The organism is Sphingosinicella sp. YJ22, assembly GCF_011320075.1.
Classification (GTDB): Bacteria; Pseudomonadota; Alphaproteobacteria; order Sphingomonadales; family Sphingomonadaceae; genus Allosphingosinicella.
Genome location: NZ_JAANPA010000059.1, coordinates 1 through 10,855, shown reverse-complemented (window position 1 = coordinate 10,855; position 10,855 = coordinate 1). Strand labels below are relative to the sequence as shown.

The following is a 10,855-nucleotide window of genomic DNA, read 5'->3' as shown; positions in this document are numbered from 1 at the left end:
TGACAAGTGCCTGGACACACTGCCGACGACGATCCTCTACGACGCCGAGGGCCGCGAGGTGTGGCGCATGGTCGGAATGGCCGAGTGGGAGAGCGAGCGAGTCGCCCGCCTCCTCGACGAGGCGGAGGCGGGCTGACGTTCCTCCATGTGAGGCAAAGCCTCATGGGGAGGGGGACCATGCGCAGCATGGTGGAGGGGTCACTTGCCTCCGCCGTCCGCTACCCCTCCACCATGAGCTGCGCTCATGGTCCCCCTCCCCGAGCAAGCTCGGGGAGGAACGGCTTCAGTCCCGAAGCAGCTCGTTGATGCCCGTCTTCGCCCTGGTCTGGGCGTCGACTCGCTTGACGATGACCGCGCAAGCGAGGCTTGGGCCGCCGTTGGGATCGGGGAGGGTGCCGGGCACCACCACCGAGTAAGCGGGGATTCGACCACGGGTGACTTCGCCGGTGGCGCGGTCGACGATCTTGGTCGAGGCGCCGAGGAACACGCCCATCGAGATGACCGCGCCCTGCTCGACGACGACGCCCTCGGCGACCTCGGAGCGGGCGCCGATGAAGCAATCGTCCTCGATCACCACCGGGCCGGCCTGGAGCGGCTCGAGCACGCCGCCGATTCCGGTGCCGCCGGAGATGTGGACGTTGCGGCCGATCTGGGCGCAGCTGCCGACCGTCGCCCAGGTGTCGATCATGCTGTTCTCGCCGACATAGGCGCCGATATTGACGAAGCTCGGCATCAGCACCGCGCCCTTGCCGACGAAGGCGCCGCGGCGGACGATCGCTCCGGGGACGGCGCGGAAGCCGGCCGCTCCGAACTCGGCATCGCCCCAGGCGGCGAACTTGGACGGCACCTTGTCCCACCACATCGCGCCGCCCGGGCCGCCCGGAATCGGCACCATCGGGTTGAGCCGGAAGGAAAGCAGCACGGCCTTTTTCAGCCACTGGTTGACGGTCCAGCCGTTGGCGCCTTTCTCGGCCACGCGCGCCTCGCCGCTGTCGAGCAGCGCCAGCGCACGGTCGACGGCGGTTCGGACCGCGCCCTTGGTGTCCGCACCCAGCGATTCCCGGTCGTCCCAGGCGGATTCGATGGTCGATTGAAGGTCGGCGCTCATGCCCGTTCGTCTCCCAATATCTCGTGCAGCCACACGGCCACGTCGGTCGCGCAATAATCGATGATGCTGTCGTCGCGGCAATGCGCGGCCTGCTCGGAGCCGTTGTCGACCCAGACCGTGGTCATGCCGAGCGCCTTCGCCGGCGCGAGGTTGCGCACCATGTCGTCGGCGAACAGCGCCCGCGCCGGGGCGATGCCGTGGCGCGCGCAGATCTCGGCATAGCCGCGCGGATCGGGCTTGGGCACATATTCCATGGCGTGGATGTCGTGCAGGCCGTCGAACGCGTTGGCGAGGCCGAGCTTGTCGAGGACTCGCCTGGCGTAATTCTCGTCGCCGTTGGTGAACACGAACTTGCGGCCGGGCAGGCGGTCCAAGGCGGCGAGCATGTCCGGATCGGCGGTGAGGCGGGCGAGGTCGATGTCGTGGACGAATTCGAGGAATTCGTGCGGGTCGACGTGGCGCTCGCGCATCAGCCCGGCGAGCGTGGTGCCGTGGTCGCGGAAATAGCCCTTCTGGATCTGGTAGGCCTCGTCGCGCGGGCAGCCGAACATGCGGGCGATATAGTCGGTCATGCGGATGTCGATCAGCGCGAACAGGTCGCACGACGCCGGGTACAGGCTGTTGTCGAGATCGAAGATCCAGGTATCGATATGGGCGAGCTCGGCGCGCATGGCGGCCTCCCTAGCGCCGGGTTCGGCCCGCGTCACGGCGAAGCGAACAGCTCGGCGCTTCCACCACCCCCGCGACAAGAGTAGAAGAGAGCCTTGCGAGTGCGGGAGCGTGTTGAATGTTGACGATTTTTGCGGCGGCGTTGCTGGCGATGGCCGCCCAGGATGCCGGCCAGTGGCAGGATTTCGGCGCGGGCGCGGACGGGGTGCGCGTGCGGGTCAATCTCGATTCGATCGCGCCCGGCACGCAGGGCCCCGAGGCGATGGTGCGGATGAGCTACGCAAGGCCGCCCGCTGGCCGCGCGGCGCAGTCCGATTACCGCTCCATCTTCGATTGCACGGGGCGCCGGGTCGCGCGGATGCGGATGGTCGATCTCGATGCGCAGGGCGCCGTGACGTGGCGCGACGAGAACGGCGTGGCCGCCGAACCGCTCGATGCGCCCGCCGGGACGCCGCTCGGCCAGGTGCTCGACCTCGTCTGCGAGATCGCCACCGGCGAAGCGGGCTGAACCTCAGAGTCCTTTTCCGAACACGACCAGCCGCTCGACCTCGGCGAAGCCCGCGGCCTTGTGCCAGGCATGGCTGAGGTCGTTGTCGATGAGCGCATCCGAGCCGAGATGGGTGAAGCCCTCGCCGCGCGCCCATTGCTCGGCGGCGGCGAGCATCGCGCTGGCGACTCCGCGGCGGCGGTGGCCGGCCTCCACGAAGATGCCTTCGACATAGGCTGACGGGCCATCGGGGCCGCCCTCAGCATAGGAGCGCACGCCGATCTCGATGACGCCGACCAGAGCGCCTTCCTCCTCGGCGACGAAGACCGTCTCGCGCATCGCGCCAAGCTCGCCGGCCAGCTCCGCGGGATCCTCGTCCGGCCACAGGCGCGCGCGCATCGCGGCCCAGGCCGGGTGGTCCTCCGGGCGGACCGGGCGGACAATCAAATCGTGAAGCTCTCGCCGCAGCCGCAGGCGCCCTTGGCATTGGGGTTCTGGAACACGAAGCCGGCGGTGAAATCATCCTCGACCCAGTCCATGGTCGAGCCGATCAGGTAGAGGACCGAGCCGGCGTCGATGTAGAAGGCGCCGCCGGGGGTCTCGATCTTCTCGTCGAGCGGGTCCTGCGCGGTGACATAGTCGACCGAGTAAGCGAGGCCCGAGCAGCCGCGGCGCGGGGTGGAGAGCTTGACCCCGACCGCGCCTTCGGGAGCGCGCGCCATCAGCTCGGCCACGCGCGCTTCGGCGGCGGGCGTGAGGCGGACGGCAGCGGGGCGGGCTCGAGTTTTCACTTCAGTCATATCAAATCCAAGTCTTCCCGCTCGTCCTGAGCGAAGTCGAAGGGCGCTTGCACAGAGTTCGGATCGGACGCCCTTCGACTACGCTCAGGACGAGCGGGTAGGGAGGCGTCCTGCACATCCTAGAGCATCCCCAACTCTAGCCGGGCCTCGTCGCTCATCTTGCCGGGGTCCCAGGGCGGGTCCCAGACGAGACTGACCTCGGCGTCGCCGATTCCGGGGACGGCGCCGACTCGAAGCTCGACCTCGCCCGGCATCGATTCCGCGACCGGGCAATGCGGCGTGGTCAGGGTCATCGTGACCTTGGCGTGATTCTCCGGCGTGATCTCGACGCCGTAGATGAGGCCGAGGTCGTAGATGTTCACCGGGATCTCGGGATCGTAGATGTCCTTCAGGGCATCGATCACCGCCTCATAGAGATCGCCGCCGGGCTCGGCCGCGCCGGGCTCGAGCGGCTTGGGCTGCTGCGCGAGGAAGCCCGCGAGATAGTCCTTCTTTCGCTCGAAGGTCTCGCTGACGCTCTCCGGCTCGACCCTTGCCTTGGGAGGCTTCGTCGGCTCGTCGACGTCCTCGACCCTGATCTGGCTGTGCTCGTTCATCCGAAGATCTTCCTCACCCGCTCCAGCCCGTGCATGAGAGCGTCGATATCGCGTTCGCTGTTGTAGACACCGAAGCTGGCCCGCGCCGTCGCGTCCACGCCCAGATGCTGCATCAGGGGTTGGGCGCAATGATGGCCGGCGCGGATCGCCACCCGGCTCTCGTCCAATATGGTGCCGACGTCGTGGGGATGCACCCCCTCGACCGCGAAGCTGACGATCCCGGCGCTGTCCTCCGGCCCGAACAGGCGGACCGAGTTGAAGGCGCCGAGCCGCTCACGCGCAGTTCGGACCAGGGCGGCCTCGTGCGCGGCGATGGCGTCGAGGCCGATTCCGGTCACATAGTCGATCGCGGCGTGGAGGCCGATGACGCCCACCACGTGCGGAGTCCCCGCCTCGAACCGCGCCGGCGGCGGGGCGAAGGTGGTGCGCTCGAAGCTGACCTTGTCGATCATCGCTCCGCCGCCCTGCCAGGGGGGCATGGCGTCAAGGATCTCGGAGCGCGCCCACAGAACGCCGATCCCGGTCGGGCCGTAGAGCTTGTGCGCGGAGAAGACGTAGAAGTCGCAATCCAATGCGGCGACGTCGACCGGCATCCGCGGTACCGCCTGGCAGCCGTCGAGCAGCAGCTTGGCGCCGACCGAGTGGGCGATGGCTGCGGCGCGCGGCGCGTCGAGCACCGAGCCGAGCACGTTCGACACATGGGCGAGCGCGACCAGCTTGTGCTCCGGCCGGATCATCGCCGCCATCGCGTCGAGGTCGATGCGGTGGTCGGCGGTCAGCGGAACCACGTCGATCGCGGCGCCGGTACGCTCGGCGATGAGCTGCCACGGCACGATGTTGCTGTGATGCTCGAGGGTGGAGAGCAGGATCCGGTCGCCGGGCTTGAGGGTGGCGCCGCCCCAGCTGTGGGCGACGAGGTTGATCCCCTCGGTCGCGCCGCGGACGAAGATGATTTCCTCCGGCGCGGCGGCGCCGATGAACTCGGCGGTGCGGCGGCGGCTTGCCTCGAAGGCCAAGGTCATGTCGGCCGAGCGCTGGTACACGCCGCGGTGAACGGTCGCGTAGGTCTCGGAGTAAGCCCTGGCGATGGCGTCGATCACCACCTTCGGCTTCTGCGCGGTCGCGGCGGTGTCGAGATAGGCCCAGCCGTCGGGGATCGCCGGGAAGTCGGCGAGCCAGTCGAGCGGGCGGGTGAAGCCTTCTCCAAGCTCACCGCTCGTGCCGAGCGCAGTCGAGGCGCGCGTCATCGAGTCCATCACGGGCGCCCCTCGACTTCGCTCGGGACGAGCGAGGAGGTTGTGAACCAGGATTCGACGTCGGCGTAGAAGGCCTTGCGCACCTCCTCGTCGCCGATCCGCTCCAGCGCGTCGGCGACGAAGGCGCGGGTGAGGAGGCCGCGGGCTTCCTCGGGCGGGACTCCGCGGCTTTCGAGGTAGAAGAGCGCAGCCTTGTCGAGCTCGCCGACGGTGGCGCCATGGGCGCATTTCACGTCGTCGGCGAAGATCTCGAGCTCGGGCTTGGCGTTGATGGTCGCGGTTCGGCTCAGCATGATGCCCTTCAGCGACTGCTCGCCGTCGGTCTTCTGGGCGTCGCGGGCGACGTCGACTCGGGCGGCGACCGAGCAGGTCGCCATGTCGTCGGCGACCGAGCGCCACACCTGGCGGCTGCTGCCGTTCGGCTGCCAGTGGCGGATGGCGAGATTGGCGTCGTGACGCTGGCTGCCGCGGGCGAGCAGCGCGGCCGCCGCCTCGGCATAAGCGGCCTTGCCGGTGAGGCGGATGTCGCCGTCGAGGCGGGTGTCGGCGCCCCCGGCCGCGAGCGTGGCGGAGACGAAGCTGGCGCCCTCGCCCACTTCGGCACGGTCGGTGAGGCTGACGAAACCGCCGTCGCCGAGCAGGCGCCGGCTGAGCATCAGCCGCGCGCCCTTAGCGAGGCGGAAGCTGCTGAGACGGTTGGTCCAGCCGTTGCCGATATAGGTTTCGAGGATCTCCGCCTGGGCGTCGACGTCGAGCACGACCTCGGCCGGCAGGTGATCGGCACCGCCAGTCGACACGTGGATGATCTGGACGAGACCCTGCGGCGCATGGTCGCGGCCCATGCGAAGACGCCAGCCTTCCGGACCGACGAGGCGGGCGAGGGCGTGGTCACGCGGCTCGGCCTCGACGGGTCCGATGTCGATCGCGCCGGGATTGCTCTGCTCGGCGACCAGCTTGCCGTCGACGAACAGCAGGCGCGGTCCGTCGCCATAGCCGTCGAGCCACGGCAGCTCCGCGGGAACGGTGCCAACCGGCGCGCGCGCAGCGATGTCAGGGAGCGCGGAGAGGTTGCTCCAGCGCCAGCCTTCGTTGCGTGCCGAGGGGAGGTCGAGAAGCATCAGGCATTCCTCCCCGGAACGGGGAGGGGGACCGCTCGCCGAAGGCGAGTGGTGGAGGGGGCCCCCTCCGTCAGCGCTACGCGCTGCCACCTCCCCGTACCGGGGAGGATTTGATGCAGCGTCGTCACGCGGCGATCTCCGCATAGCCCTCGCGCTCGAGCTCGTGGGCGAGCTCGGGGCCGCCCGAGCGGACGATCCGGCCGCCCGCCAGCACGTGGACGAAGTCGGGCCGGACGATGTCGAGCAGGCGCTGATAGTGGGTGATGAGGAGCACCGCCTTGTCGGGCTTGCGCATGATCCGGTTGATGCCGTCGCCGACGACTCGCAGCGCGTCGATATCGAGGCCGGAATCGGTCTCGTCGAGGATGGCGAGGCGGGGGTCGATGATCCCCATCTGCACCATCTCGTTGCGCTTCTTCTCGCCGCCCGAGAAGCCGACGTTCACGTGCCGCTTCATCATGTCCATCGACAGGCCGAGCTTGTCGGCCTGCTCGCGGGAGAGGCGGAGGAAGTCGCCGGCGCTGAGATCCAGTTGGCCGCGGGCGCGGCGCTGGGCGTTCAATGCGGTGCGCAGGAACTGGACGTTGGACACGCCTGGAATCTCGACCGGATATTGGAAACCGAGGAAGATGCCCGCAGCGGCGCGCTCGTGCGGCTCGAGGGCCAGCAGGTCCTTGCCGTCAAAGGTCGCAGAGCCGGCGGTCACCTCATAGCCGGGGCGGCCGGCGAGGACGTAGGACAGGGTCGACTTGCCCGACCCGTTCGGCCCCATGATCGCGTGGATCTCGCCCGGCGCGATGGCAAGGCTGATTCCCTTGAGGATTTCCTTGCCGTCGACGGTGGCGTGGAGGTTTTCAATTTTCAGCATCAGGCTTTCTCGATCAGAGCGGACCGAAGCTTCGCAAGCTTCGACGAATGGGCTTTCGCAGCACGTTCCAGCTTGGGCAGCCGCCTCTCGGACACATGCGTCAGCTCGCCATGCGAGTGAGCACCTCGCGCCTCAATCATCGCATCGAGCGACTTCCGGAAGCGCCATTTTTGCCACCAACCAATCCGGTCCGCCGGAATGGCGCTGAAGCCGTCCTCGAGGCGATTGAATTCTTCCTGAACCGCCATGATCCGGTTCCACACCTGCTCGCGGGACGAGGTCGTCATCCGACGCTCCCCTCAAGGCTGATGCCGAGCAGCTTCTGGGCCTCGACGGCGAACTCCATCGGGAGCTGCTGGAGGACCTCGCGGGCGAAGCCGTTGACGATGAGGGCGACGGCTTCCTCCTGGGGGAGGCCGCGGCTCATGGCGTAGAAGAGCTGGTCGTCGCTGATCTTCGAGGTGGTCGCCTCGTGCTCGATCTGGGCCGAGGGGTTGCGGACCTCGATATAGGGGACGGTGTGGGCGCCGCACTGGTCGCCCAAGAGCAGGCTGTCGCACTGGGTGAAGTTGCGCACGCCTTCCGCGTTGGCGAGCACGCGGACGAGGCCGCGATAGGTGTTGTTGCTTCGCCCGGCGCTGATGCCCTTCGAGACGATGGTCGAGCGCGAGCCTTTGCCGATGTGGATCATCTTGGTGCCGGTGTCGGCCTGCTGCATGTTGTTGGTGAGCGCGACCGAATAGAATTCGCCGACGCTGTCCTCGCCCTGGAGAATGCAGCTAGGATATTTCCAGGTGATCGCGGAGCCGGTCTCGACCTGGGTCCAGCTGATCTTCGAGCGGGCGCCTCGGCAGGCGCCGCGCTTGGTGACGAAATTGTAGATTCCGCCCTTGCCCTCGGCATCGCCGGGATACCAGTTCTGGACGGTCGAATATTTGATCTCGGCATCGTCCAGCGCGACCAGCTCGACCACCGCGGCGTGGAGCTGGTTCTCGTCGCGCATGGGGGCCGTGCACCCTTCCAAGTAGGACACGTACGACCCCTTGTCGGCGACGATGAGGGTGCGCTCGAACTGGCCGGTATTCTCCGCGTTTATCCTGAAATACGTGCTGAGCTCCATCGGGCAGCGAACGCCTTCGGGGATGTAGACGAAGGTGCCGTCGGAGAAGACCGCGCTGTTGAGGCAGGCATAGTAATTGTCGCGCTGGGGCACGACCGAGCCGAGCCATTTGCGGACGAGATCCGGATATTCCTTCACCGCTTCCGAGATGGACAGGAAGATGACGCCGGCCTTCTTCAGCTCCTCGCGGAAGGTGGTGGCGACGGAGACGCTGTCGAACACCGCGTCGACGGCGACCTTGCGCGCGCCTTCCACGCCGGCGAGCACCTTCTGCTCCTCGATCGGGATTCCGAGCTTCTCGTAGGTGCGACGAATCTCCGGATCGAGCTCGTCGAGGCTCTTCAGGGTCGGCTTCTTCCTGGGCGCCGCATAATAATAGGCGTCCTGGAAATCGATCGGCGGGATCGAGAGCTTGGCCCAGGTGACCTCCTCCATCTCGAGCCAGGCGCGGAACGCCTTCAATCGCCATTCGAGCAGCCATTCGGGCTCGCCCTTCTTGGCGGAGATGAAGCGGACGGTATCCTCGTTGAGCCCCTTGGGCGCGAAGTCCGTCTCGATGTCGGTGACGAAGCCGGCGTCGTAGACGGAGGCGCGCTCGGCGGCCTCATGGGCTTCGCGGTTCTTGATGTCGGTCATTGGGCTACTCGGGAAAGCTGTTCGAGGCTAACGGCTGCAAGCGCGCCGCGGACGGCGCCGTTGACGACGCCCATGTGCGGGCGAACCGCGCAGGCGCTCTCGAGCGCGCAGTCGTGGCGGGCATTGTCGACGCAGCTGGTCATCATGATCGGGCCCTCGACCGCCTCGACGATGTCGGCGAGGCTGATGTCGTGGGCGGTCCGGGCGAGGCGGAAGCCGCCGCCGGCGCCGCGCGCCGTTTCGAGCAGGCCGGCGCCGGCAAGTCGGCCCGTGAGCTTCTGGGCGGTTGGCAGCGGAACGCCCGTCTCCTCGGCGAGAAGGGTCGCGCTCAGGCGCGCGCCCGCGGGGTAGCGGGCGGCGGCGGCGAGCAGGACGACCGCATAGTCGGAGAGGGAGGTGAGGCGCATCTGTTAATCGGATCGATTTGGTCGGATTGCATGTGGTCCGATTCGTGGCGCTATGCAACCCTTGGTGGGTTTCGCCAAGGCGGCGATTTGGCCATAGGCCGCGCGTGGCCCTTTATCCTCTCCTTCGCCCCGCCATCTTCGCGCTCGACGCCGAGCGGGCGCATCGCGCGACGATCCAGGCGCTGAAGATGAAGCCGGCGGGGCGGCCGAGCGCGCCGGACCCGATGCTTGCGGTGCGGGTGGCGGGACTCGACTTTCCCAATCCGGTCGGGCTTGCGGCCGGATTCGACAAGGACGCCGAGGTGTTCGCGCAGATGCTCGGGCTCGGCTTCGGCTTCGTCGAGGTGGGGACCCTCACCCCGCGCCCACAGGCGGGCAATCCCAGGCCGCGGCTGTTCCGGCTCGCCGAGGACGAGGCGGTGATCAACCGCATGGGCTTCAACAACGGCGGTCAGGCCGAAGCGGCGATGCGGCTCAAGCGGCGGCAGCGCGAGCGCGGCATCGTCGGCATCAACATCGGCGCCAACAAGGACAGCGCCGACCGGGCCGCCGATTATGTGGAGGGCGTGCGCACGATGGCGCCGCTCGCCGACTATCTCGCCGTCAACATCTCCTCGCCGAACACGCCGGGCCTGAGGGCGCTTCAGGACAAGGGCGCGCTGGGCGAGCTGCTCGCCGCGGTGGTCGAGGCGCGCGGGGGCGACGGGCCGCCGATCTTCCTCAAGGTCGCGCCGGACCTCGAGCCGATGGACGTGCAGGACATCGCCGAGGCGGTGCTGGCGCACGGGATCGACGCGCTGATCGTCTCGAACACCACGATCAGCCGGCCGCCGCTGCGCTCGCGCCATGCCGGGGAGATGGGCGGCCTGTCCGGCGCGCCGCTGAAGGCGCTGGCGCTGCGGCGTCTCAAGGACTTTCGCCACGCCACCGCAGGCCGGGTGCCGCTGGTCGCCGCCGGCGGAATCGCCAGCGGCGCCGACGCCTGGGCGCGGATCAAGGCGGGCGCCAGCCTCGTCCAGCTCTATTCGGCCTTGGTGTTCCACGGGCCGGGGCTCGTCCGGCGCATCACCCGCGAGCTGGGGACGCTGGCGCAGCGCGAGGGCTTCGCGCGGGTCGCCGACGCGATCGGCAGCGACCCCAGCTGAGCTAGCGGGCGTCCTCGATCCTCACCACGCCCTCGCGGCGCGGGTCGGCGCCGCCGTCGAGCCGGCCGTTGCGGATGAGGATTCCGTGAAGGCCTGAATCCTCGCCCTGTCCGGACCGCAGCGCGACGCCGAGCGCGCGAAGACCTTCGAGCACGCCCGGCGGGAAGCGGTCGACCTCGCCTTGGAAGCTCGCGCCGCGGGCGATCAGGTTGGGCAGCGCGATGGCGTCCTGCATCGGCAGGTTCCAGTCGATCGCGCCGACCAGCGCCTTGCCGACATAAGCGAGGATGGCGTTGCCGCCCGGCGAGCCGAGCGCGCCGACATAGCGGCCGTCGACGGTGAGGATGATCGCCGGTGTCATCGACGAGCGCGGCCGCTTGCCCGGCGCGACCGCATTGGCCGCGGGCCGGCCCTGGGCGTCGCGCGGCGTGAAGGAGAAATCGGTCATCTCATTGTTGAGGAAGAAGCCGTCGACCATTCGGCCGGAGCCGAACAGGGATTCGACCGTGGCGGTCATCGACACGACGTTGCCCTGCGCGTCGCCGACGATGAAGTGGGTGGTGCCAGCCGGCTCGCGGGTGGCGTCGGCGGCCGGCGCGGGTGCGCCGGGCGGGGTGCCTGGCAGCGGCGGCGGCCCGGCCTGCG

At 68.6% G+C, this 10,855-nt stretch carries 14 protein-coding genes; 2 read left to right on the top strand and 12 right to left on the bottom strand.

Translation table 11 applies throughout. The features are described from left to right. Positions 1 to 283 precede the first annotated feature (283 nt). Positions 284 to 1,108: a 2,3,4,5-tetrahydropyridine-2,6-dicarboxylate N-succinyltransferase gene (gene dapD, locus G7B71_RS14915; RefSeq protein WP_166042346.1), complete on the bottom strand. Its 825-nt coding sequence runs from the start codon at positions 1,106 to 1,108 to the stop codon at positions 284 to 286. Then, positions 1,105 to 1,779 (bottom strand): pyrimidine 5'-nucleotidase, encoded by a 675-nt coding sequence (locus G7B71_RS14910; protein WP_166042344.1) that lies wholly within the window; start codon positions 1,777 to 1,779, stop codon positions 1,105 to 1,107. The genes dapD and G7B71_RS14910 overlap by 4 nt, the downstream gene beginning before the upstream one ends. 116 nt (positions 1,780 to 1,895) lie before the next feature. Here G7B71_RS14910 and G7B71_RS14905 point away from each other — a divergent pair, with 116 nt between their 5' ends. Then, positions 1,896 to 2,285 (top strand): hypothetical protein, encoded by a 390-nt coding sequence (locus tag G7B71_RS14905; protein ID WP_166042341.1) that lies wholly within the window; start codon positions 1,896 to 1,898, stop codon positions 2,283 to 2,285. 3 nt (positions 2,286 to 2,288) lie between these two features. Here G7B71_RS14905 and G7B71_RS14900 read toward each other — a convergent pair whose 3' ends face one another. From G7B71_RS14900 to G7B71_RS14860, 9 genes are all read right to left on the bottom strand, one after another. Then, the gene (locus tag G7B71_RS14900; RefSeq protein WP_207774817.1) at positions 2,289 to 2,711 is read right to left on the bottom strand and encodes a GNAT family N-acetyltransferase; all 423 of its coding nucleotides are present in this window, start codon (positions 2,709 to 2,711) and stop codon (positions 2,289 to 2,291) included. Further along, positions 2,708 to 3,064 (bottom strand): iron-sulfur cluster assembly accessory protein, encoded by a 357-nt coding sequence (locus G7B71_RS14895; RefSeq protein WP_166042339.1) that lies wholly within the window; start codon positions 3,062 to 3,064, stop codon positions 2,708 to 2,710. The genes G7B71_RS14900 and G7B71_RS14895 overlap by 4 nt, the downstream gene beginning before the upstream one ends. A gap of 119 nt (positions 3,065 to 3,183) precedes the next feature. Next, entirely contained in the window at positions 3,184 to 3,660 is a 477-nt protein-coding gene (locus tag G7B71_RS14890) for an SUF system Fe-S cluster assembly protein (RefSeq protein ID WP_166042337.1), read from the bottom strand. Continuing rightward, the gene (locus G7B71_RS14885; protein ID WP_166042348.1) at positions 3,657 to 4,907 is read right to left on the bottom strand and encodes a cysteine desulfurase; all 1,251 of its coding nucleotides are present in this window, start codon (positions 4,905 to 4,907) and stop codon (positions 3,657 to 3,659) included. The genes G7B71_RS14890 and G7B71_RS14885 overlap by 4 nt, the downstream gene beginning before the upstream one ends. Before the next feature lie 8 nt (positions 4,908 to 4,915). After that, a complete protein-coding gene (locus tag G7B71_RS14880; protein ID WP_166042334.1) occupies positions 4,916 to 6,034 on the bottom strand; it encodes a SufD family Fe-S cluster assembly protein in 1,119 nt (372 codons plus the stop codon). Between the two features lie 124 nt (positions 6,035 to 6,158). Beyond that, on the bottom strand, positions 6,159 to 6,902 hold the full coding sequence (gene sufC / locus G7B71_RS14875) for a Fe-S cluster assembly ATPase SufC (RefSeq protein WP_166042331.1): 744 nt from the start codon (positions 6,900 to 6,902) through the stop codon (positions 6,159 to 6,161). Beyond that, positions 6,902 to 7,189, bottom strand: coding sequence for a hypothetical protein (locus G7B71_RS14870; RefSeq protein ID WP_166042329.1), 288 nt, complete (start codon positions 7,187 to 7,189; stop codon positions 6,902 to 6,904). The genes sufC and G7B71_RS14870 overlap by 1 nt, the downstream gene beginning before the upstream one ends. Beyond that, on the bottom strand, positions 7,186 to 8,658 hold the full coding sequence (gene sufB / locus G7B71_RS14865) for a Fe-S cluster assembly protein SufB (RefSeq protein WP_166042327.1): 1,473 nt from the start codon (positions 8,656 to 8,658) through the stop codon (positions 7,186 to 7,188). The genes G7B71_RS14870 and sufB overlap by 4 nt, the downstream gene beginning before the upstream one ends. After that, complete coding sequence (locus tag G7B71_RS14860; protein ID WP_166042325.1) at positions 8,655 to 9,065, bottom strand: Rrf2 family transcriptional regulator; 411 nt, start codon at positions 9,063 to 9,065, stop codon at positions 8,655 to 8,657. The genes sufB and G7B71_RS14860 overlap by 4 nt, the downstream gene beginning before the upstream one ends. 104 nt (positions 9,066 to 9,169) lie before the next feature. Between G7B71_RS14860 and G7B71_RS14855 the strand changes: the two genes are divergently transcribed. Further along, complete coding sequence (locus G7B71_RS14855; protein ID WP_166042322.1) at positions 9,170 to 10,210, top strand: quinone-dependent dihydroorotate dehydrogenase; 1,041 nt, start codon at positions 9,170 to 9,172, stop codon at positions 10,208 to 10,210. 1 nt (position 10,211) lies between these two features. On the opposite strand, the gene G7B71_RS14850 is transcribed toward G7B71_RS14855, so the two are convergent. Next, positions 10,212 to 10,855 (bottom strand): gamma-glutamyltransferase (locus G7B71_RS14850; RefSeq protein ID WP_207774816.1); only part of this gene is annotated, 644 nt, incomplete at its 5' end.

Coding starts and splice junctions, on each gene's coding strand:
- sufB (WP_166042327.1), bottom strand. CDS start 8,658: ATGACCGACATCAAGAACCGCGAAGCCCATGAGGCCGCCGAGCGCGCC.
- G7B71_RS14910 (WP_166042344.1), bottom strand. CDS start 1,779: ATGCGCGCCGAGCTCGCCCATATCGATACCTGGATCTTCGATCTCGAC.
- sufC (WP_166042331.1), bottom strand. CDS start 6,902: ATGCTGAAAATTGAAAACCTCCACGCCACCGTCGACGGCAAGGAAATC.
- G7B71_RS14895 (WP_166042339.1), bottom strand. CDS start 3,064: ATGACTGAAGTGAAAACTCGAGCCCGCCCCGCTGCCGTCCGCCTCACG.
- G7B71_RS14905 (WP_166042341.1), top strand. CDS start 1,896: ATGTTGACGATTTTTGCGGCGGCGTTGCTGGCGATGGCCGCCCAGGAT.
- G7B71_RS14885 (WP_166042348.1), bottom strand. CDS start 4,907: ATGACGCGCGCCTCGACTGCGCTCGGCACGAGCGGTGAGCTTGGAGAA.
- G7B71_RS14860 (WP_166042325.1), bottom strand. CDS start 9,065: ATGCGCCTCACCTCCCTCTCCGACTATGCGGTCGTCCTGCTCGCCGCC.
- G7B71_RS14880 (WP_166042334.1), bottom strand. CDS start 6,034: ATGCTTCTCGACCTCCCCTCGGCACGCAACGAAGGCTGGCGCTGGAGC.
- G7B71_RS14870 (WP_166042329.1), bottom strand. CDS start 7,189: ATGACGACCTCGTCCCGCGAGCAGGTGTGGAACCGGATCATGGCGGTT.
- G7B71_RS14890 (WP_166042337.1), bottom strand. CDS start 3,660: ATGAACGAGCACAGCCAGATCAGGGTCGAGGACGTCGACGAGCCGACG.
- dapD (WP_166042346.1), bottom strand. CDS start 1,108: ATGAGCGCCGACCTTCAATCGACCATCGAATCCGCCTGGGACGACCGG.